The sequence below is a fragment of the Saccharothrix coeruleofusca genome, assembly GCF_014648515.1.
Classification (GTDB): domain Bacteria; phylum Actinomycetota; class Actinomycetes; order Mycobacteriales; family Pseudonocardiaceae; genus Actinosynnema; species Actinosynnema coeruleofuscum.
Genome location: NZ_BMRG01000007.1, coordinates 16,944 through 36,589, shown reverse-complemented (window position 1 = coordinate 36,589; position 19,646 = coordinate 16,944). Strand labels below are relative to the sequence as shown.

Below are 19,646 nucleotides of genomic sequence, written 5' to 3'. Positions count from 1 at the left end.
GCGCATCTCCGCCTCCTCCACCACCGCGTCCACGCGGGCGGCGTCCTCCGGGCGCACGCCAGAGCGCGCCAGGACCGACAGCCGCAGCTCGCGCCCGTCCACGGGCAGCGAGTTGCGGCGGACCATGTAGTTGACGTCGTGGACCAGGGCGGCCACCTCGACCAGCGCCGGGTCCGCGCCGTTGCGGCGGGCGAAGTGCACCGCCTTGTCGCGCACGAAGCTGACGTGGTGCCAGCCGTGGAACTGCAGCCGCGCCGCCAGGTCGCGGCACAGCGCGCGCACCTCCCGCTCCACCCGCTCGATCGACGCGGCGCCGATCCCGGCGCCGCCTGCCTGCACAACGTTGAACGTCCCCATCGGACCCCTCCCGTGCCGGGTGGGCCGATGGTAGGCGGGGGCGGGGACCGTCAGAGCTGCTTCGCGAGCTCCCCGAGCCGGGACTCCACCGGCACGTGCCGGTGGCTGACGCGGGTGTCCGGGTCGTAGGACAGGCTCCACGGGCTGACCGCGCGCGACTTGACCAGGAAGGTCATCGTGCCGTCCGCCGCGTGCGGGATGCGGTGGAACTGGTGGGCCAGCATGGTGCCCCACTCGCCCGCGCGGCACCGGCCGCCGCGCAGCAGGGACGTCGACAGCACGGCCGTGCCGTCCGGGGCCAGCCGCGCGGTGAACCGCTCGTGCACGTAGCCGCCGGACAGGATGACCGTGCAGAAGTGGTAGCGGTGGTTGTGCACGGAGTCCGCGTAACCCCGCCGCCAGTCGCGCTGCGGCTTGTACTCGTGCAACCAGAACGTGAAGGGTTCGGCGGGTTCGTCGCGCAGGCACCACGCGAAGTGGGTGGTCGTCTCCCGCGACCGCGCGGCCACGCGCGCCTCCTCCCGCGGTGACAGCGAGCGCAGGTGCGCGCGCAGCCGTTCCCGCAGACCGGGCCTGCACGCCCAGTCGCGGAAACCGTCCTCCACGTGGTTCCACCGGTCGACGGCAGGGGGGTCGGCCACGGAGACGAGCGTGGCGAGCTCCGCGAGGGCGGAGCACCCGGTGATCTCGGTCAGCACTGCTTATCAGCTCCCCAACTGGGCGGTGGCGGAGAATTCTCGGCGAAACTGGTGGAACTTCTCCTCGAGTGACCGGAATCCGCGCTCCGACAGGGGGGAGCCGGTGATCTTCTCGAAGAGGGCGAGGAAGTCGGTTCTCGTGGTGGCAGGCGTCACGGTGATGTGCAAACCTGCCTTGGAATTGCTGATGCGGAGGAACTCCGCGCGTTCCATCCCGTAGAGGAACGAGCCTTCGGAGAACCTCAGCGTGCGCGGGTAGGGCCGCACCACGCCCGCGCTGACGTTGCTGTAGAGGGTCAGCCAGGCGCTGTCGTCGAACAGTTCGAGCCGGTCCAGCGGCGGGTCGGACACGATCGTCACGTCGATGCGCGAGCAGCGGCCGCGGGCCAGGAACAGCCCCACCAGCCCGATCGAGATCTGCTCGCGCAGCCGGGCGCAGATCGAGTCGTAGTCGCCCTCGGCGCCCTCATGGCGCAGCAGGTAGCGGGCCCGGCCGGTGATGGCGTTGTCGTCCCTGGGGTCGGCCAGCACCGCGCGCAGCTCGCACTCCGACCGGGCCAGCAGCAGCCTGGACGCGGCGTAGCGGCCGGAGAACCCCCGGAAGCAGTACAGCCGGGTGCGGTCGAGGTCCTGCATCATGAGGTGGTTGAACGCCGGGTCGGGTTTCGCCGTCGGCTCGAACACGTGGCTGGGGAAGAACTCGCGGTCCAGCGCGCGGTACTCCTCGGTGAGCTCGCGCAGCGCCTTGCGGCTCTCCTGCACCACCGGGGTGATCAGCGCCCGCTGCGCCGCCGAGCTGGTGACCAGGGTCTGCGTGAACCCCACGACCGCGGAGACCAGCGTGCCGGTGCCGAGGGAGACCAGGAAGTTGCGGCCGGGGCCAGCGTCCATTGTGCTCGAAATGGTCGTGCTGATCCCCGATGCCACCACCAGGATCAGCAGGAGCAGACCGGTTCTGGTCCAGAACAATTCCTGTATCAAGTTGCTGCGGATGCCCCTGGGCTCCGCCGACACGACATCACCTCCACGGGTCGCTGATACCCGAATGGACGAGCGCCCTTCGGGGGCGATCACGTGCGGAGTTACTGTACGCGCGGCCGCAGATTGGCGGAAGCGGTAATTCGAGGCACATTTACAACCCATTTCGGAGATCGACAGCAGCGCACCGTGATCGGTGTTGCGCTGCCCGGTGGGCCTGGTGGCGAGTCGGCGGGGGCTGCCCCATAAGCTCGGCAACCATGCGTACTGTCGGCCGCACGGCCCTGGTTCTCGTGTCCCTGCTGTCCGCCGGCCTGTCGTTGACCGGGTGCACCCCGAGCGACCGGCCGTCCACCCAATCCGACGTCGCCTCCGAGGTGCCCAACCCGGAGGCCTCCGCACCCACCACCGCGGCATCGGTGACCAGGCCCAGCGGCCCGCCCTGCCAGCCCGACCAGTTCGAGGTCTCCGGCGCGGCTGGCGAGCGGCCGAGGATCACCGTGCCCACCGACTGCGCGCCGCAGGACGGCCTGGTCGTCAAGGACCTGACCCCCGGCACCGGCGCCGAGGTCAAGGCGGGCTCGACCGCGACCGTGCAGTACGAGCTGGTGACCTTCAGCAACGGCGAGGTGCGCGACTCGTCCTGGGAGCGCGGCCAGCCCTACGCGGTCAAGGACGTCGGCAACGCCTCGGTCATCGAGGGCTGGAACCAGGGCCTGATCGGCCTGAAGGAGGGCGGCAGGCGGCTGCTGGTCGTGCCGTCGGAGCTGGGCTACGGCAGCGGCGGCAACGGCATCGCCGCGGGCGAGACCCTGGTGTTCGTGATCGACGCGGTCAAGGTCGAGGGCTGACCGGACGGGTGGGCCCCCGGCGCGCGCCGGGGGCCCACCCGCGTCACGGCACGAGCAGCAGCTTGCCCGTGGTGCGGCGACCCTCCAGGTCCTCGTGCGCCCGGCGCGCCTCGGCCAGCGGGTAGCGCCCGCCGATCCGCACCCGCAGCGCGCCCGAGCGCACCGCCTCGAACAGCTCGCCCGCCCGCCACTCCAGCTCCTCGCGGGTGGCGGTGTACCAGGTCAGGCTGGGCCTGGTCAGGTACACCGCGCCCGCCTGGTTGAGCCGCTGCGGGTCCACCGGCGGCACCGGGCCGCTGGCCGCGCCGTAGAGCGCCAGCACGCCGCGCGGCTTGAGGCTGGCCAGGCTGCCGTCGAAGGTGGTCCGGCCCACGCCGTCGTACACCGCCGCCACGCCCGCGCCGTCGGTGAGCTGCCGGGTCCGCGCGGCGAAGTCCTCCCGGTCGTACCGGATCACCTCGTCCGCGCCCGCCTCGCGCGCCAGCGCCTCCTTGGCCTCGGTGGACACCGTGCCGATCACCCGCGCGCCCCTGGCCTTGGCCAGCTGCACCAGCAGCAGGCCCATGCCGCCCGCCGCGGCGTGCACCAGCACGGTGTCGCCGTCCCGCACCGGGTAGGTGGACGCGACCAGGTAGTGCGCGGTCATGCCCTGGAGCAGCAGCGCCGCCGCGGTCTCGTCCGCCACCCCCTCGGGCACCGGCACGGCCACCGCGGCGGGCACCACCGCCTGCTCGGCGTAGCTGCCCGGCGCCGAGGCCCAGGCCACCCGGTCGCCCTCGGCGAAGCCGGTCACCTCCGGGCCGACACCCACCACCCGGCCCGCGCCCTCCAGGCCAAGCCCGAAGGGCAGCGGCATCGGGTAGAGCCCGGACCGGTGGTAGGTGTCGATGTAGTTGACGCCCGCCGCGGCCACCTCGACCAGCAACTGGCCCGCTCCCGGAGACTTGGCCTCGACCTCGGTGTGCTCCAGCGCCTCCGGGCCGCCGGTCGCGCGCACCACCACTGCCTTGGGCATCTGCTGTCCTCCCGCTGGGTGAAGATCGGTCGTCAACGGCAACCTTCCCGCACCCGGTCCTGTTCCGGTGCTCAGCCCCCGAGAGCGACCCGGCGGGCCAGCCCCAGCGGCAGCGCCCCGGACCCGGCGATGGTGTCGTGGAACTCCCGCAGCGATCCGCGACCCGCGGCCTGGTGCTCGGCGCGGATGCGCTCGATCTCCAGCGCGCCGGTCAGGTACGACGGGGCCTGGGTGGGCCACGCGCAGTACCGGGTGACCTCGCCCGCGGCCGTGCCGGGGGTCAGCGAGGTCCTGGTGCTCATGAACTCCTCCGCCTCGGCCACCTCCATGTCGCCGCAGTGCAGCGCGGTGTCCACGACCATCCGGGCGGCCCGGAACAGCCGCGCCTCCACGTGCGCCAGCTCCTGCGCCCGGTCGGTGAAGTAGCCGTGCTCGCGCAGCAGCTTCTCCGCGTACAGCGCCCAGCCCTCGGAGAAGTACGGGGTGCGGAACACCTTGCGCACCGGCCGGTCCTGCGCGGCCAGCCAGGACAGGTGCCAGTGGTGACCGGGGTAGGCCTCGTGGACCGCGATGGTGGCCAGCTGCGAGCGGGCGTTGGTGCGCAACCGCTGGGTGACCTGCTCGTCGGTGAACCCCTCCGGCGGGAAGGGCACGAAGAAGTGCCCCAGCCGGGCGTCGGTCAGCGGCGGCGGGGACATGTAGGAGGCCACCGACAGCACCGGGCGCTGGAAGGTCGGGGAGGGCACCACCCGGCACTGCTCGCCCTCGGCCAGCGTCACCAGCCCGTGCTCCACCAGGAACGCCCGCGCCCTGAGCGTCTCCACCTCGTACTCCGCGCGCATCGCCTCGGGCGTGGGCGGGTGGTCGTCCTGCAGGCCGGCCATCACCGCGTGCCAGTCGTCGGCGCCCGCCAGGGCGCGCATCTCCGCCTCCAGCTCGGCGTAGGCCGCCTTGCCCCGCTCGTGCAGCTCGGCGGCCCCGTAGCCGAGCAGCTCCTGCTCGCGCAGCAGGGTCGAGTACAGCGCCTCGCCCATCCGCCAGTCGCCGCGCGCCCGCCCGGCGAACTCCTCCAGGAACGCGGCCAGCTCGTCGAACGCCCGCGCGGCGGGCTCGGCGGCCTCGGCCACCCTGGCCCGCAGGGCGGGGTCGGCCACCTCGGCGGGCAGCGTGGCGGTCAGGAACGCGCGGCCGGTCCTGGCCTGCGCGGCGGCCCGCTCGACGATCTTGGGCGCGGCCAGCTCCGGGTCGAGGTTGGCCCGGCAGGCGGCCAGCACCGACGGCACCTCGGCCAGCCGGGCCAGCACGGTGTCGACCAGTTCGGGCTCCGGGCGCAGCCGGTGCAGGAAGGCGGTGAACAGCGGGTACAGCACGGCCGAGGTGTAGGTCGACGGGTCGCGGCGCCACGCGGGCCAGCTCGCCTTGGCGCGCGTCCCGCGCAGCACCGCGATGACGAGGTCGCGGTCCACGGCCTCCTCGGGGTCGTCGGTCTCGACCGCGGTGAAGCGGTCCAGCCACGCGCCCGCCTCCCGCTCCTGGGCGGTGAGGGCGGCGGCGCTGAAATCGCCGAGGGTGCGGTCGTGCGCCAGCGAGCCGAGCATGGCGGCGGTACCGGGGTTGCTGTCGAAGTGCCAGGTGAGGAACTCGCCGACCAGGGCGTTCGAGGTGGTGGGTGTCGTCACGGCACGGAAGTTACTCGCAGGTTCTAGGCTGGGCGCGTGGCAGAGGACAAGAAGGTGGCGCGCGCGGCCAGGACGGCGTCGGAGTTCGTGGCGGCGCACGGCAAGCCGTCGCGCGCCGTGGTGGAGAACCTGGGACGCGCGGGCGCGCGGGTGGTGCTGGTCGGCGACGACGGGGCGATGGGCGACGTGGTGCTGCCCGACGTGGCCTCGGCGCAGGCCGTGGTGGCCGCGGTGACCGACCTCGAAGCGCACGAGTGGGACCGCGAGACCACCGCCGCGGTGCGCATCGGCCCCGCGCACCGGCGCAAGATGGCGGGCAAGTGAAGGTCCTGCTGGCCACCTGCGCGACCCTGCCCGACGGCGACGCCGACGACGCGGCGCTGGTCGACGCGCTCGGCGAGGTCGGCGTGCACGCCTCCTACGCGGTGTGGGACGCCGAGCCCGCGCAGGCCGACCGCGTGGTGCTGCGCTCGACGTGGGACTACACCGACCGGCTGGCGGAGTTCCTGGCCTGGGCCGACCGCACGCCCGGCCTGCTGAACCCGGCCGGGGTGGTGCGCTGGAACACCGACAAGACCTACCTGGTCGAGCTGGCCGCGACGGGCCTGCCGGTGGTGCCCACGACCGTGGCCGGTCCGGGGTTCGCGGACTGGCCGTCGGGCGAGTTCGTGGTCAAGCCGACCGTGGGCGCGGGCTCGCGCGGGGCGCTGCGGGTCGCGGCGGGCGACGTGGACGCCGCCGCGGCGCACCTGGCCGCGCTGGACGGGCCCGCGCTGGTGCAGCCGTACCAGGCGGCGGTGGACGAGGTCGGCGAGACCGCGCTGGTGTTCTTCGGCGGGCAGTACTCGCACGCGTTCGCCAAGGGGGCGATGCTCACCCCCGACGCCACCTACGACGAGACCGGGCTCTACATCGTGGAGCGGCTGGGCGGCGCCCAGCCCTCGGCGGCGTACCGGCGGGTGGCCGAGGACGTGCTGGACGCCGCCACCGGGGTGCTGGGCCTGTCGCGCGCGGAGCTGCTCTACGCGCGCGTGGACCTGGTTCCCGGCGCCGACGGGACGCCGCTGCTGCTGGAGCTGGAGCTGGTCGAGCCCTCGCTGGGCTTCCGCCAAGCCGACGCGGGCGCGCCCCTGCGCTTCGCCTCGTCCGTGCGAGCCGCCCTGTCCCGCTGACCCCACCCCCACAACGTCGGCAAGTACCACCCGACGGCTGTGGTGGGGCCGGTAACTACTACCCGAGGTGCGCGAATGCGCGGTTCGGGGTGCGTGAACGCTCGGTTCGGGGTGTCGGAACGCGCGACTCGCGGGGGAGACACGCCCACACGCCCACGGCCGGGGACACCGGGCTGGGCGTGTGGGCGTTCGGGGTCAGCGCAGGCCGGAGCCGATGCCGGTCAGCGACCGCACTTCCATCTCCGCCTGCTTCACCGGGTCCGCCTGCTCCTTGGACAGCAGCGTGCCCAGCCACCCGCACAGGAACGAGAACGGGATCGACACCAGACCGGGGTTGCCCAGCGGGAACCACTGGAAGTCGACGTCGGGCAGGATCGACGAGGGCGAGCCCGACACCGCGGGGGAGAACGCGATCAGCACGATGCACGAGGCCATCCCGCCGTAGAGCGACCACAGGGTGCCGTTGGTGTTGAACCGCTTCCAGAACATCGAGTAGATGATGGTGGGCAGGTTCGCCGAGGCCGCCAGCGCGAACGCCAGCGCCACCAGGAAGGCCACGTTCTGGCCGTTGGCCGCGATGCCGCCGAGGATCGACAGCAGGCCCACCACCACGGCGGTCAGCCGCGCCACCCGGACCTCCGAGCGCGGGTCGGCCTTGCCGTGCTTGATCACGTTGGCGTACACGTCGTGCGCGAACGACGCCGACGCGGTCAGCGTCAGGCCCGCCACCACCGCCAGGATGGTCGCGAACGCCACCGCGGACACCACGCCCAGCAGCACCGCGCCGCCCACCTCGAACGCCAGCAGCGGGGCGGCGGAGTTCTCGCCGCCGGGCGCCTGCGCGATCGCGTCCGAGCCCACCAGCGCCAGCGCGCCGAAGCCGATGACCAGCGTGCACAGGTAGAAGGTGGCCATCAGGCCGGTCGCCCACACCACCGAGCGCCGCGCCTCGCGCGCGTTGGGCACGGTGTAGAAGCGCATCAGCACGTGCGGCAGGCTCGCCGTGCCCAGCAGCAGGGCCAGCGCCAGCGAGATGAAGTCCAGCCGCGCCAGCGGGCTGCCGCCGTAGCGCACGCCCGGCTCCAGCACCCGCTCGCCCAGCGGGGTCTGCCTGGTCGCGGTCTCCAGGATCGCCGACAGGCTGAACCCGAACTTGCCCAGCAGGAACACCGTGATCAGGCTGACGCACATCAGGAGCAGGACGCCCTTGATGATCTGCACCCAGGTGGTGCCCTTCATGCCGCCCAGCAGCACGTAGAGCACCATGACCACGCCCACCACCGCGATGACCACGGCTTGGGCGCCCTTGGTGTGCACGTCCAGCAGCAGCGCCATCAGCGCGCCCGCGCCCGCCATCTGGGCGACCATGTAGAACAGCGAGATCACCAGGGTCACGTTCGCCGCGGCGGCGCGCACCGGGCGCTGCCGCATCCGGTAGGCCAGCACGTCGCCCAGGGTGAACCGGCCGGTGTTGCGCAGCCGCTCGGAGATGATCATCAGGCCGAGCAGCCAGGACACCACCCAGCCGATGGAGTACAGGAAGCCGTCGTAGCCGTTGACCGCGATGCTGCCGGAGATGCCCAGGAACGAGGCGGCGGACAGGAAGTCACCCGACAGGGCGATGCCGTTCTGCCTGCCGGTGAAGCTGGAGCCCGCGGCGTAGTAGTCCGACGCGGTGGCGTTGCGGCTGCCCGCCCGGTAGACCACGAACAGCGTGAGCAGCACGAAGACGCCGAAGACGACCAGGTTGACCGTGGTGTTGCCGCCCATCAGCCCCGCTCCTCGTCTTCGGCGGTGAGCGCGCGCACCGCGGTGACCTGCGGGTCCAGCCTGCGGCGGGCGTAACGGGCGTAGCCCAGCGTCAGCGCGATCGTGCTGGCGAACTGCAGCAGCCCGAGCAGCAGGCCGGTGTTGAGCACGCCCAGCACCGGGGTGGCCATGAACTCCGGGGCGTAGGCGGACAGCGCCACGTAGCCCAGGTACCAGGCCAGGAAGGCGGTGGTGGCGGGCAAAACGAAGATCGCAATGCGCTTGCGCAGCTCCCGGAAATCGTCGCTGCGCTGGATGGCGGCGAAGTCGGGATTGCCCTGCGCGTCGGTCAGCAGCGCATCCGCGGGGTCGTCGAAAGTTGCGAAGCCACGACCACCCGCGCGGGCACGCCGGGAATCAGTCGGCGGCGGCAACGCCTTCGTCATCAATCCTCCAGGGGGATTTGCGACGGGAACCGGCGGGTGCCCGGCTATCGCGGGCGACAGCGTAACCGGGCGGCGGCCGGAGTCAACGTTAGCTCCGAGGAGTGATCACCCGATCGCTGTCAGCGCAGCTCAACGTAACGAGCCGGCTGGCTGGAGGGCAGACCTGAAAATTCTTCACCGATGCAGTGGCTCGATCCGGGTCCACCCGGCGGTTCGGTCGTTGTCGTCCGACGATCCACCACCTACTATCTCGCAGCAGCATCCGCCGCCTGCCGACCAATCGTGCCGGCGTCGATTCTGGCAGCGATTCGTCACTCCGACTTCGGGGACTTGTCTGGTGACTGAGGACAACAACGTGCGCGGCCAATGGTGGCGGGTCGTCGCCGACTGGCGGAATTGGCGCCTCCCGGTGAAGCTGGCCGCCGTGCTGGCGGTGCCCGTGCTGGTCGCCGTCGGCGCCGGCGTGGTGCAGATCCGCGGCTACATCGAGGGCGCCGACTCCTACGCCGCGATGCAGCGCCTGGTGACGCTGCGCGCGGGCCTGGGCCCGCTCATCTCCGGGGTGCAGGCCGAGCGCGCCATGTCCGCGCGACGCGCCGAGGGCGCGGGCCCGGACGCGACCAGGTTCCGCGACCTGGCCGCGGACACCGACGCCGCGGCGGCCGCGGTGCGCGCGCTGGTGGAGCGCACCACCACGCTCGGCGAGGTCACCGCGGTCCGCTACCGCGACGTCACCGTGCAGCTGGACGGCCTGCCCCAGCTGCGCGAGCGGGTGCTCAGCGGCTCGGTCGACCTGGCGGGCGGCATCGGCGGCTACAGCGTCGTGCTGCGCTCCCTGCTCGACCTCGACCAGGCGATGGTCGGCGACTTCGGCGACGCCTCGCTGGCGGGCACCGCGGCCGCGCAGCACAGCCTGTCCATGGCCGCCGAGCAGGTGTCCTGGCAGCACGCGACGGTGCTCGCGGGCATCAGCAGGCGCAGCCTGCTCGACGGCGAGCAGACCGCGCTGGAGCAGTCCTGGACCCGGTTCCAGGACAAGGTCGCCGACTTCAGCGCGGTGGCCACGCCCGGCCAGCAGGAGGAGTACCGCAGCACCGTCACCGGTCCCGAGGTCGACCTGCGCAACCGGTTGGTGCAGGACCTGCGCGGCGACCCCGGCGCGGTGCGCGGCAAGATCCCGGTCGACCAGTGGAACGCCGCCTCGGCCAGCACCGCCGCGGGCATCGCCGAGGTGCTGGACGCGCTGGGCGAGGAGCTGGCCGCCTCCGCCGCGCGGCTGCAGGACCAGACCAGCGACCGCGCGGGTGCGGCTTCGGTGGTCCTGCTGGCCTCGCTGTTCGCCGCCGCGGCGGTGGGCTACGTGGTGGGCAGCGACCTGCTGCGGTCGCTGCGCGCGCTGCGGCTGGCCGCGCTGGACGTGGCCGAGCGCAGGCTGCCCGAGCTGGTGGCCCAGCTGCGCGAGCAGAGCCCGCAGGAGGTCGTGGTCGAGCCGGTCCCGGTGCACACCAAGGAGGAGCTGGGCCAGCTGGCGCGCGCGTTCGACGCGGTGCACCGGCAGGCGGTCAACTCCGCCGCCGAGCAGGCCGACCTGCGCGCCGGGATGCGCAACGCCTTCACCAACCTCTCCCGCCGCAGCCAGAGCCTGGTGGAGCGGCAGCTCAAGCTCATGGAGGAGCTGGAGCGGCAGGAGGAGAACCCCGAGCAGCTGGCCAACCTGTTCAAGCTGGACAACCTGGCCACCCGGATGCGGCGCAACAACGAGAACCTGATGGTCCTGTCCGGCAGCGACGTGGCCCGCCGGTTCACCCGCCCGGTGCCGCTGGGCGACGTGCTGCGCGCCGCGGCGTCGGAGATCGAGCAGTACCACCGGGTCGTCGTGCAGGCCACGCCGCCGGTGGAGGTCGTCGGCTACGCGGCGGGCGACCTGGTCCGGCTGGTCGCCGAGCTGCTGGACAACGCCACCTCCTTCTCCCCGCCGCGCACCCAGGTGATCATCGGCGGCAGGCCCCGTGCGGGCGGCGGCGTCCTGGTCGACGTGGTGGACCAGGGCGTGGGCATGTCCGAGGCGGACCTCGCCGAGGCCAACGGCAAGATCGCCCGCGCGGCGGGCGGCGACACCGCCGAGCTGTCGGTCTCCCGCCAGCTGGGGCTGCACGTGGTCGGCACGCTGGCGGGCAGGCACGGCATCGACGTGGTGCTGCGCGAGCAGGGGGCCGAGCGCGAAGGCGTGCGCGCCACCGTCGCGGTGCCCGCGGAACTGGTGCGCGCGCAGGTCGCCGCGCCCGTGCAGGTCCGCCCCGCGACGCCGCGCACCCCGGCGCCCGCCCCCATCCCGACCCAGGCCCCGATGCCCACCGCGATCCCGACCACCGCGATCCCGGCGATCCCGGCGGTGCCGACGCCGACCCCCGGCCAGGACGACGGCTGGGCCCCGTTCCGCGGCAGCGCGGTGGACGGCCGAACCGCGGACACCCGAATTGCGGACACTCGATCGGGTGAGAGTCGTACTCTGGAGAGCCGGGCCGCGCAGGAGCCCCCGGCCGGGACGGGGGGAGGGGGGACCTGGTTCGGCAGCGCCGCACCGACGCCGCCCGCGCCCGCCAAGCACCGATCGGCACAGCCGCAGCCGGGCGCGCCGGTCGCCGGGACCGGGGGAGAGCTGCCCAAACGGCGTCCGCGCAGCAACCTCGTGTCCGAGCGACCCGGCGGCGCGGAGGGCGGAGTGGCACCCGTACGGAGGGATCCGAACGCGACACGCGGGTTCTTGGCCAGTTACCAGACCGGCGTCCGGCAAGGTATACGGCATTCCGGGGAGAGCACGACAGGGCGGGAGAGGGAATGAGCACGCAGAAGTCGCGGCAGATTGACCAGTTCGGGTGGTTGGTGAGCAACTTCGCCGATCGCGTGCCGGGGGTCGCCCACGCCGTGGTGATCTCCGTGGACGGCCTGCTGCTCACCGCCTCCAGCGAGCTGCCCGAGGACCGGGCCGACCAGCTGTCCGCCATCGCGGCCGGGGTGGCCAGCCTGACCGAGACGGCTTCGCGCTGCTTCGACGGCGGCGGCGTGCTGCGCTCGGTGGTGGAGATGGAGCACGGCGTCATGCTGCTGATGTCGATCCGCGACGGCTCGTGCCTGGCGGTGCTGGCCGCGCCGGACGCCGACGTCGGCCAGGTCGCGTACGAGATGACGGTGGTGGTCGACCAGGTCGGTCAGCTGCTCACACCCGAGCTGCGCGCCGAGCTGCACGGTGCGCAACGGATGATGGCCCGCCCGTCGGTGTGAGGTGGTCATGAGACAGGACCCGGAGCCCTCCTCGGAGGAGTCGTTCGCCGCCCTGCTCAACGGGTTCAGCCTCGACTCCTCCCGCAGGCGCGGCAAGCCCGCCGAGCCGGAGCCGCCCGAACCCGAACCCCGTCCCCCCGAGCCGCCCGCCGCCCGGCCCGTCCGTGAGGTGCGCGCTCAGGAGCCCGAGGAGGACTTCGAGTACCCGCGCGAGGAGGCCGCCTCGATCGTGCGGGCCTACTCCTGGACCGGCGGGCGCACCACGTCGTCGTTCCAGTTGCAGATCGAGACGCTGGTCTCGGCGGTCGACTGGGAGTACCCGCCGATGAAGGCCGAGTACCAGGAGGTCGTCGCGCTGTGCGGGCGGCCCCGGTCGGTGGCCGAGGTGGCCGCGCTGCTGCGGCTGCCGCTGGGCGTGGCCAAGGTGCTGCTGGGGGACATGGCCGAACGCGGTCTGATCGAGGTGCACCAGACCGCGCTGTCCGACGGGGACACCCCCGACCTCGGGCTGATGGAACGGGTGCTGGCGGGCCTGCGCAAGCTCTAGGGTCCGTCGGGGAGCACCGCCCGCCCCGTTGCGCCTTGATCGACACCCGGCCTACTATGGCTTCAGTGTTGACCGAAGCCAAGGGGGTCGGATGAGCGTCGGACGGGAAGGCCGCCTGTCGGCGTGGATCGAGCGGTTCGCCGCGCACTTCGCCGAGGAGGGCATCCCGCTCATCGGCGGGCGCATCCTGGGCTACCTGCTGGTCTGCCAGCCCACCGAGCGCACCGCCGCCGAGCTGTCCCAGGAGCTGGAGGCCAGCAGCGGCTCGATCAGCACGAACCTGAAGTTCCTGGTCAACGCCGGTCTGGTGACCAAGCGGACGCGGCGGGGACGGCAGGCGGCGCAGTACCGGATCGACGAGAAGCGCTGGGCCGACCTGGTGCAGCGCAAGCTCGACGCGCTGGTGAGCGTGCGGGAGCTGACCGAGTCCGGGATGCGCCTGATGAGCGGTGATCCCGAGCGCGCGCTGCGGCTGCGCGCGGTGAACGAGCTCTACACGTGGCTGGCGACCGAGCTGCCGCCGCTGTGGGAGCGCAGGCCCTCGCCCTCGACGAGGTAGTCGCCCCTGACCCTGGTCGAGACCCACAGCGCGGCGGTGGCCACGACCACCGCGCCCGCGCCCAGCACGTGCAGCGAGACCAGCACCTCGGGCACCCCCGTCCAGTACTGGACCAGGCCCAGCGCGCCCTGCGCCACGACCACCGCGACCAGCACGGCGTAGGGCCTGCGGGGCACCGGGTGGCCCTTGAGCGCGAAGCCCAGGGCGATCAGCATGCCCAGGAACAGGAACAGCAGGTCGGCGTGCACCTGCGACACCGTCTCCACCGGGGCGTCCAGCCGCGGCGTGGCCGCGTCGCCCGCGTGCGGCCCGGCGGCGGTGACGAACGTGCCCGCCAGCAGCAGCAGGCCGAGCACGACCGCCTGCACCACCTGGAGGGTCATCAGGGGCTTGGGCACCAGCGGGGTGGCCGGGCCGTCGCCCTCGCCGAGCGCGGCGACCAGCAGCACGGCGAACCAGACCAGCAGCATGGACACCAGGAAGTGCACGCTCACCGTCCACCACAGCAGGCCGGTCAGCACGGTGATGCCGCCGATGACCGCCTGCGCCGCCACGCCGCCGAGCTGGACCAGCGCCAGCACCAGGACGCGCTTGCGGCGCGGCCGGTTGAACCAGGCCGCCAGCACGCACAGCGCCGCGATGAAGCCCACCAGGCCGGTCAGCGTGCGGTTGCCGAACTCCACCCACTGGTGCAGCGAGGCGACCTCGGGGTGCTCCACCGGCGTCAGGCTGCCCTCGAAGCACTGGGGCCAGGTGGGGCAGCCCAGGCCCGAACCCGTCACGCGCACGATGGAACCGGTGACGGCGATACCGCCCTGGGCGATCACGACCGCTATCGCGAAGGCGCGTTGGAAGGTGCGCAGGAAGGTGGTGAGCCAGGTGGGAGCGGACACCCCCCGATGGTAGGCAGCACGGTCGGAGACCCGCCGCTCACCCCCTGTGCCCCGCCTCACCCGTGAGCCGGACGCTCAAGACCGGAGTGTGCGGCGTCCGGGTCAGGTCAGCTTGGTCGTCCTGACCGCCAGCGCCGCCGCCACCGCACCCCACGCCAGCAGCACGGCCACCGGTCCGAGCCCCGGAGCCGCGCCGTCGACCAGCGCCGTGTGCAGCCCCTCCGCCAGCGCCGCCGAGGGCAGCAGGTCCACCACCGCCGCCACGCCGGGGGGCAGCGACTCCACGCCCAGCGCCACGCCGCCGACCAGCAGCAGCGCGAACCACACGATGTTCGCCAGCGCCAGCACCACCTCGGCCCGCAGCGATCCGCCCAGCAGCACACCCAGCGCGCCGAACGCCAGCGCGCCCAGCACCACCAGGGCGACCGCCCACAGCAGCCCGGACAGCGGTGGTCGCCAACCCAGCAGCAGCGCCGTCACCGACAGGATCACCAGCTGCACCGCCACGACCGCCAGGCCCGCCACGACCCGGCCCGCCACCAGCAGCCAGCGGGGCAGCGCGGTGGCGGCCAGCCGCTTGAGCACGCCGTAGCGGCGGTCGAAGCCCAGCGCGATGGCCTGGCCGGTGAACGCCGAGGAGATCACCGCCAGCGCGAAGGTCCGGGCCGCCGCCGAGCCGACCCGCGGCTCGGGCACCGGGATGACCTCCATCACCGCCAGCGCCACCAGCAGCGCCACCGGGATCAGCACGGTCAGCAGGACCTGCTCGCCGTTGCGCAGCGTCAGCACGGCCTCGGTCCTGGCCTGCGCCAGCAGCATCCGGCCCAGCCCGCCCCGGCCGGGCGCGGGGGTGAAGGTGCCCGGTTCGAACTTCACGACCGCAGCTCCCTGCCGGTCAGCTCCAGGAACACGTCCTCGAGGCTCCGCTTGGCCACGGTCAGCTCCTCGGCGAGCACGCCCTGCTGGGCGCACCACGACGTCACGGTCGACACCACCTGCGGGTCGATCCTGCCCCGCACCACGTAGGCGCCCCGGCTCGCCTCGTGGACGTCCATGCCCTCCGGCAGCGCCTCGCGCAGCAGGTCGGTGTCCAGGCCGGGCCGGGCGCGGAAGCGCAGCTGCTGGTCGTCGGCGGGGTGGGCGGTCAGCTCGCTGGGCGTGCCCCGCGCGACGACCCGGCCCGCGTCGACGATCACCACCTGGTCGGCCAGCGCTTCGGCCTCGTCCATCAGGTGGGTGGTCAGCAGCACGCTCACGCCGTCCGCGCGCAGCGCGCCGACCAGGTCCCACACCAGGCGGCGCGCCTGGGGGTCCATGCCCGCGGTGGGCTCGTCGAGGAACACCAGCTCGGGCCTGCCGACCAGGGCGCAGGCCAGGGACAGGCGCTGCTGCTGCCCACCGGAGAGCCGCTTGTACGGGGTGCGCACCGCGCCGGTCAGCCCCAGCACCTCCAGCAGCCACGCCGGGTCCAGCGGGTCGGCCGCGCACGCCGCCACCAGGCGGAGCATCTCGTCCGGGCGCACGCCGGGGTAGCCGCCGCCGCCCTGGGGCATCACGCCGATGCGGGGGCGCAGCTGCTCGCCCTGCCGCCGGGGGTCGAGGCCCAGCACGCGCACCGTGCCGCCGTCGGCGGTGCGGAAGCCCTCGCACACCTCGACGGTCGTGGTCTTGCCCGCGCCGTTGGGGCCGAGCAGGGCGAGCACGGTGCCGTGGTCGAGGACGAGGTCGAGGCCGTCCACCGCGGTCTTCGAGCCGTACCGCTTGACCAGCCCCGACACTTCCACGGCGGGGCGGTGGGGATGCGGGCTCACGACGGGAGAGCGTAGGGCGTGCCGCGCCCCTGGGCGTGCCGGGGTCGACCCGGTGGCGTTCTCCGGGTGGCTTCAGGGTGTTCTCGGGGGGAATCCGGATATCTTCCGTCCCTCTTTCGGACCCATGATCGCCTGGTGACCGAGATCAGGGGGAAAAACGCGACGGCGGTGGCGCCGTGGGCGGTTCTTGGTGTGCTCGGGTCGCTGTTCCCGATTGTTTACCTGCACTTCACCTCCGCCGACGTGATGAACCCGATCCGGCACACGGTCAGCGACTACACCGCCGTCCCCGACGGCACGGCGCTGCTCGCGGTGGCCGCGCTGTCGCTGGCGGTCGGCTCGCTGGTGCTGCGGACCCGCCTGGTCGCCGCTGGTTTGCCCAGGTGGGGCGCGGCGGCGGTGCTCATCGACCTGTGGGCGGCGGCGCTGGTGGTGGCCGCGGTGTTCCCCACCGACCCGATCGGCACGCCCACCTCCCCGTCCGGGCTGGTGCACCGGTACGCGGGCGCGGTGATGTTCGCCAGCCTGCCGCTGGCCGGTTGGCTGATTTCCCGCCGATTCCTGCCGAGCCCCGTCGTCCGGCGCTTTTCGGTGGCCGCGGTGGGCACTTCCGGCGCATTTCTGCTCAGCCACCTCGCGCTGGTCGCCCCCGGAAATGACGCGGTGCTGCTCGGCCTTTTCGAGCGGGTGCTGTTCGCCGTGCTCTACGGCCTGCTGTTCGCGCTGGCGCGGGAGGTGTCGGCATGACCTGGCTCGCCGTCCTGCTCGCCGTGCTCGGCGCGGTCTTCTTCGCACTGGCCGCCCGGCTCCAGCACGACGCGGTCCAGGCGTTCGGCGGCGCTCTGCGGGTCTCCGCCCTGCTGCGCAGGCCGCGCTGGCTGCTGGGACTGCTGCTGCTGGTGGTCGGCTCCGGCGTGCACGCCGTCGCGCTGGGCATGGCGCCGTTGAGCGTGGTGCAGCCGGTGGGCGTGCTGGCCATCGGCATCACCGCACTGCTGGACGGGCGTCGCCGGGAGCTGCCGGTGATCGCGCTGACCACCTTGAGCGTCGGCGCGTTCGTGCTGCTGGCCGCGGGCAGCGCCACCGCCACCGCGGTCGCCCCGGAGGCCGAGCTGCGGGCGGGCCTGATCGTGCTCGGCCTGATCGCCGCGCCGGGCCTGCTCGGCGTGCTCGCCGAGCGCCCCGCCGTGCGCGCGCTGGGGTTCGGCGCGGCGGGCGGTGTCGCCTACGGCTACGTGTCCGTGCTCATGCGCGCGGTCTCCCAGGACGTCCAGCGGGGCGCGGTGGACTGGGCGACCGCGCTCTCGGCGGCGGGCATCGCCGTCACCCTGCTGGTCGGCGGCTGGTTCATCCAGCACGCCTATGCCGGCGGACCGCCGCACCTGGCGGTCGCCTGCCTCACCGTCGTGGACCCGCTCGTCGCCGTCGGCATCGGCGCGGGGCTGCTCGGGGAGGCCACCCGCACGACCGGTCCGGTCGTGGCGGCCCAGCTGGCGTGCGCCGCGCTCGCCACGGCCGGGGTCGTCGTGCTGGCCCGCAAACCCGACCACATCGCACCCACCAGATCGGAGAACACCGTGAACGACGGACGCGCCACGCGGATCGTGATCGCCGCCGACACGTTCCCCCCCAACGTCAACGGCGCGGCCCGCTTCGCCCACCGCCTGGCCACCGGCCTGGCCGGTCGGGGCCACGACGTGCACGTGCTGTGCCCGGACCCGGTGGGCGGGGCGCGCACCGAGCACGTCGACGGCATCACCGTCCACCGGCTGCGCTCGCACCGCACGCCGTTCGACCGCTCCTTCCGGATCAGCCTGCCCTGGCAGGTCAGCACCGACGTGCGGGCGCTGCTGACCGAGCTGCGCCCGGACGTGGTGCACGTCCAGTCGCACTTCGTGGTGGGCCGCTACGCGCTGCGGCAGGCGAAGGCGCTGGGCATCCCGGTGGCGGCCACCAACCACTTCATGCCGGAGAACCTGTTCGGCCACGCGCGGGTTCCCCAGTGGCTGCAGGGCGCGGCGGCCCGGTGGGCGTGGGCGGACCTGTGCCGGGTGTACGGCGAGGCGGACGTGGTCACCGCCCCCACGCCGCGCGCGGTGCAACTGCTGCACGACAAGGGCTTCCCGGCGCGTGCGGTCGCGGTGTCGTGCGGCATCGACGTCGACCGCTACCGGTCGCGGCGGGTCGAGCGCACCTCCGACACGCCCACGGTGCTGTTCGTGGGCAGGCTGGACGAGGAGAAGCGGGTCGACGAGCTGCTGCGCGCGCTGGCCATGGTGCCGAGGCTGCGCGCGGAGCTGGTGGGCGACGGGTCGTGCCGGGCGGAGTGGGAGCTGCTGGCCAGGCACCTGGGCATCACCGACCGGGTGCGGTTCCGCGGTTTCATCGGCGAGGAGGAGCTGCTCGACGCCTACGCGCGCGCCGACCTGTTCTGCATGCCGGGGATCGCCGAGCTGCAGAGCCTGGCCACGATGGAGGCGATGGCCGCGCGCAAGCCGGTGGTGGCCGCCGACGCGATGGCCCTGCCGCACCTGTGCAGGCCCGGCCGCAACGGCTGGCTGTTCCAGCCCGGCGACGTCAAGGGCCTGGCCGACCGGCTGCACGCGCTGGCGGCAGACCCGGCGCTGCGGGCCCGGATGGGCGCGGCCAGCGGCGAGCTGATCGCCGAGCACGCCATGGCCACCACCCTGGAGACCTTCGAGGGGCTGTACGAGCGGGCCGCGGGCCTGCCCCTGTTCGCCCCCGCCGCCCTGGCCGCCTGATCGCGTGACCGCGGCCCAGCCCTGGTGCGTGGGCAAGTACTACCGGGCGGGTGTGTGGGGGCCGGTAGCTACTACCCGGCGTGCGGGAAGCGCGGGCCAAGGCGCGAAAGTGCGGGCCGGGGTGCGTGAACGCTCGGTTCGTGGTGTCTGGACGCGCGACTCGCGGGGGCGACACGCCCAACACGCCCATAGGTGGGTGACACCGGGGGCGGGCGGGTTCGGGGTGGAGGGGGAGGGGGTCAGGGGCGGTGAGGGCGAGAGGATTCGATGCGCTGTGCCAAGTGCCTGCCCGCAGTGGTGAGCACCAGCTCGTCGCCGACGACCTTGACCAGGAAGCGGAACAGCATCCCGTGCCCCTCCAGCCGCTCCAGCAGTGCGGCGGGCACGTCGTCGGCGGCGCGCAGGACCCCGGCCTGCTCCTCCAGCGACCGCACCACCGCCCGCCTGCCCCGCCACGGCACCCACCAGGAGGTGACCAGCAGCAGCACCAGCCCGAACCCCCACGCCGTGCCCAGCACGGCGGGCCATCCGGGGAAGCGCACCCGCTGGACCTGCACCAGCACCGCCACGACCAGGTAGCAGGCGCCGTAGACCACCGCCCAGCCCGCGGTGACCGCGGCGGGCACGTCGGCGTGGCCGGTGGTCCAGCCGGTGGTGCCGTCGCCGAGCTTGCCCCGCCGCCACCGCTGCAGCGACCGGCCCAGCCAGAACGAGGCCACCGCGCCGAACAGCACGGCCGTGACGGCGATGGGCACCACGACCTGCCACGGCAGCTCGTGCAGCCGGTACCGCAGCACCGCCCACACGCCCGCGGCCAGCGCCGCCGCGACCAGCGCCCGGACCACCG

Annotated in this window: 18 protein-coding genes and 2 pseudogenes; 9 read left to right on the top strand and 11 right to left on the bottom strand. The window is 73.4% G+C overall.

The window, feature by feature from the left end; genetic code table 11:
- From IEZ00_RS36780 to IEZ00_RS19025, 3 genes and pseudogenes are all read right to left on the bottom strand, one after another.
- Window positions 1-357, bottom strand: a pseudogene (locus IEZ00_RS36780) (HD family phosphohydrolase); the annotation flags it as partial.
- A 50-nt stretch (window positions 358-407) separates the two neighbouring features.
- Window positions 408-1,055 carry a hypothetical protein gene (locus IEZ00_RS19030; protein ID WP_189224631.1) on the bottom strand — a complete coding sequence of 216 codons (648 nt, stop codon included), beginning with the start codon at window positions 1,053-1,055 and terminating at the stop codon, window positions 408-410.
- A gap of 6 nt (window positions 1,056-1,061) precedes the next feature.
- The gene (locus tag IEZ00_RS19025; RefSeq protein WP_189224630.1) at window positions 1,062-2,069 is read right to left on the bottom strand and encodes a hypothetical protein; all 1,008 of its coding nucleotides are present in this window, start codon (window positions 2,067-2,069) and stop codon (window positions 1,062-1,064) included.
- A 224-nt stretch (window positions 2,070-2,293) separates the two neighbouring features.
- Between IEZ00_RS19025 and IEZ00_RS19020 the strand changes: the two genes are divergently transcribed.
- The gene (locus tag IEZ00_RS19020) at window positions 2,294-2,884 is read left to right on the top strand and encodes an FKBP-type peptidyl-prolyl cis-trans isomerase (protein WP_189224629.1); all 591 of its coding nucleotides are present in this window, start codon (window positions 2,294-2,296) and stop codon (window positions 2,882-2,884) included.
- 43 nt (window positions 2,885-2,927) lie between these two features.
- Here the strand turns inward: IEZ00_RS19020 and IEZ00_RS19015 are convergent, their stop codons facing one another.
- Window positions 2,928-3,899, bottom strand: coding sequence for a quinone oxidoreductase family protein (locus IEZ00_RS19015; RefSeq protein WP_189224628.1), 972 nt, complete (start codon window positions 3,897-3,899; stop codon window positions 2,928-2,930).
- A gap of 71 nt (window positions 3,900-3,970) precedes the next feature.
- Window positions 3,971-5,578, bottom strand: a complete 1,608-nt coding sequence (locus tag IEZ00_RS19010; RefSeq protein ID WP_229795887.1) for a DUF885 domain-containing protein — start codon at window positions 5,576-5,578, stop codon at window positions 3,971-3,973.
- A gap of 36 nt (window positions 5,579-5,614) precedes the next feature.
- Between IEZ00_RS19010 and IEZ00_RS19005 the strand changes: the two genes are divergently transcribed.
- Both IEZ00_RS19005 and IEZ00_RS19000 read left to right on the top strand, forming a co-directional pair.
- Window positions 5,615-5,902, top strand: coding sequence for a hypothetical protein (locus IEZ00_RS19005; protein ID WP_189224627.1), 288 nt, complete (start codon window positions 5,615-5,617; stop codon window positions 5,900-5,902).
- The gene (locus IEZ00_RS19000) at window positions 5,899-6,750 is read left to right on the top strand and encodes a DcsG N-terminal domain-containing protein (protein WP_189224626.1); all 852 of its coding nucleotides are present in this window, start codon (window positions 5,899-5,901) and stop codon (window positions 6,748-6,750) included. Before IEZ00_RS19005 ends, IEZ00_RS19000 begins: the two co-directional genes overlap by 4 nt.
- Before the next feature lie 195 nt (window positions 6,751-6,945).
- Here IEZ00_RS19000 and IEZ00_RS18995 read toward each other — a convergent pair whose 3' ends face one another.
- Both IEZ00_RS18995 and IEZ00_RS18990 read right to left on the bottom strand, forming a co-directional pair.
- Window positions 6,946-8,520, bottom strand: coding sequence for a monocarboxylic acid transporter (locus IEZ00_RS18995; RefSeq protein ID WP_189224625.1), 1,575 nt, complete (start codon window positions 8,518-8,520; stop codon window positions 6,946-6,948).
- A complete protein-coding gene (locus tag IEZ00_RS18990; protein WP_189224624.1) occupies window positions 8,520-8,945 on the bottom strand; it encodes a DUF485 domain-containing protein in 426 nt (141 codons plus the stop codon). Before IEZ00_RS18990 ends, IEZ00_RS18995 begins: the two co-directional genes overlap by 1 nt.
- 337 nt (window positions 8,946-9,282) lie before the next feature.
- Here IEZ00_RS18990 and IEZ00_RS18985 point away from each other — a divergent pair, with 337 nt between their 5' ends.
- The 4 genes from IEZ00_RS18985 to IEZ00_RS18970 all read left to right on the top strand — a co-directional run bounded on the left by IEZ00_RS18985 (window position 9,283) and on the right by IEZ00_RS18970 (window position 13,333).
- Window positions 9,283-11,787 carry a sensor histidine kinase gene (locus IEZ00_RS18985; RefSeq protein ID WP_189224623.1) on the top strand — a complete coding sequence of 835 codons (2,505 nt, stop codon included), beginning with the start codon at window positions 9,283-9,285 and terminating at the stop codon, window positions 11,785-11,787.
- Window positions 11,784-12,227 carry a roadblock/LC7 domain-containing protein gene (locus tag IEZ00_RS18980; RefSeq protein WP_189224622.1) on the top strand — a complete coding sequence of 148 codons (444 nt, stop codon included), beginning with the start codon at window positions 11,784-11,786 and terminating at the stop codon, window positions 12,225-12,227. Before IEZ00_RS18985 ends, IEZ00_RS18980 begins: the two co-directional genes overlap by 4 nt.
- A gap of 7 nt (window positions 12,228-12,234) precedes the next feature.
- On the top strand, window positions 12,235-12,774 hold the full coding sequence (locus IEZ00_RS18975) for a DUF742 domain-containing protein (RefSeq protein WP_189224621.1): 540 nt from the start codon (window positions 12,235-12,237) through the stop codon (window positions 12,772-12,774).
- 91 nt (window positions 12,775-12,865) lie between these two features.
- The gene (locus IEZ00_RS18970) at window positions 12,866-13,333 is read left to right on the top strand and encodes a GbsR/MarR family transcriptional regulator (protein WP_189224620.1); all 468 of its coding nucleotides are present in this window, start codon (window positions 12,866-12,868) and stop codon (window positions 13,331-13,333) included.
- Here IEZ00_RS18970 and IEZ00_RS18965 read toward each other — a convergent pair.
- The 3 genes from IEZ00_RS18965 to IEZ00_RS18955 all read right to left on the bottom strand — a co-directional run bounded on the left by IEZ00_RS18965 (window position 13,267) and on the right by IEZ00_RS18955 (window position 16,037).
- Complete coding sequence (locus IEZ00_RS18965) at window positions 13,267-14,226, bottom strand: COX15/CtaA family protein (protein ID WP_189224619.1); 960 nt, start codon at window positions 14,224-14,226, stop codon at window positions 13,267-13,269. The genes IEZ00_RS18970 and IEZ00_RS18965 overlap by 67 nt on opposite strands.
- A gap of 102 nt (window positions 14,227-14,328) precedes the next feature.
- On the bottom strand, window positions 14,329-15,045 hold the full coding sequence (locus tag IEZ00_RS18960) for an ABC transporter permease (protein WP_189224866.1): 717 nt from the start codon (window positions 15,043-15,045) through the stop codon (window positions 14,329-14,331).
- 53 nt (window positions 15,046-15,098) lie between these two features.
- On the bottom strand, window positions 15,099-16,037 hold the full coding sequence (locus IEZ00_RS18955; protein ID WP_229795886.1) for an ABC transporter ATP-binding protein: 939 nt from the start codon (window positions 16,035-16,037) through the stop codon (window positions 15,099-15,101).
- Between the two features lie 135 nt (window positions 16,038-16,172).
- On the opposite strand from IEZ00_RS18955, the gene IEZ00_RS18950 reads away from it, so the two are divergent.
- Both IEZ00_RS18950 and IEZ00_RS18945 read left to right on the top strand, forming a co-directional pair.
- Complete coding sequence (locus IEZ00_RS18950; protein ID WP_189224618.1) at window positions 16,173-16,784, top strand: DUF998 domain-containing protein; 612 nt, start codon at window positions 16,173-16,175, stop codon at window positions 16,782-16,784.
- Complete coding sequence (locus IEZ00_RS18945) at window positions 16,781-18,799, top strand: glycosyltransferase (RefSeq protein ID WP_189224617.1); 2,019 nt, start codon at window positions 16,781-16,783, stop codon at window positions 18,797-18,799. Before IEZ00_RS18950 ends, IEZ00_RS18945 begins: the two co-directional genes overlap by 4 nt.
- Before the next feature lie 239 nt (window positions 18,800-19,038).
- On the opposite strand, the pseudogene IEZ00_RS36775 reads toward IEZ00_RS18945, so the two are convergent.
- Window positions 19,039-19,646, bottom strand: a pseudogene (locus IEZ00_RS36775) (patatin-like protein); the annotation flags it as partial.

Excerpts from the sequence above, each read along its gene's own strand:
- IEZ00_RS18990 (WP_189224624.1), bottom strand. The coding sequence starts at position 8,945 with ATGACGAAGGCGTTGCCGCCGCCGACTGATTCCCGGCGTGCCCGCGCG.
- IEZ00_RS18960 (WP_189224866.1), bottom strand. The coding sequence starts at position 15,045 with ATGCTGCTGGCGCAGGCCAGGACCGAGGCCGTGCTGACGCTGCGCAAC.
- IEZ00_RS19020 (WP_189224629.1), top strand. The coding sequence starts at position 2,294 with ATGCGTACTGTCGGCCGCACGGCCCTGGTTCTCGTGTCCCTGCTGTCC.
- IEZ00_RS18995 (WP_189224625.1), bottom strand. The coding sequence starts at position 8,520 with ATGGGCGGCAACACCACGGTCAACCTGGTCGTCTTCGGCGTCTTCGTG.
- IEZ00_RS18945 (WP_189224617.1), top strand. The coding sequence starts at position 16,781 with ATGACCTGGCTCGCCGTCCTGCTCGCCGTGCTCGGCGCGGTCTTCTTC.
- IEZ00_RS18975 (WP_189224621.1), top strand. The coding sequence starts at position 12,235 with ATGAGACAGGACCCGGAGCCCTCCTCGGAGGAGTCGTTCGCCGCCCTG.
- IEZ00_RS18980 (WP_189224622.1), top strand. The coding sequence starts at position 11,784 with ATGAGCACGCAGAAGTCGCGGCAGATTGACCAGTTCGGGTGGTTGGTG.
- IEZ00_RS18970 (WP_189224620.1), top strand. The coding sequence starts at position 12,866 with ATGAGCGTCGGACGGGAAGGCCGCCTGTCGGCGTGGATCGAGCGGTTC.
- IEZ00_RS19015 (WP_189224628.1), bottom strand. The coding sequence starts at position 3,899 with ATGCCCAAGGCAGTGGTGGTGCGCGCGACCGGCGGCCCGGAGGCGCTG.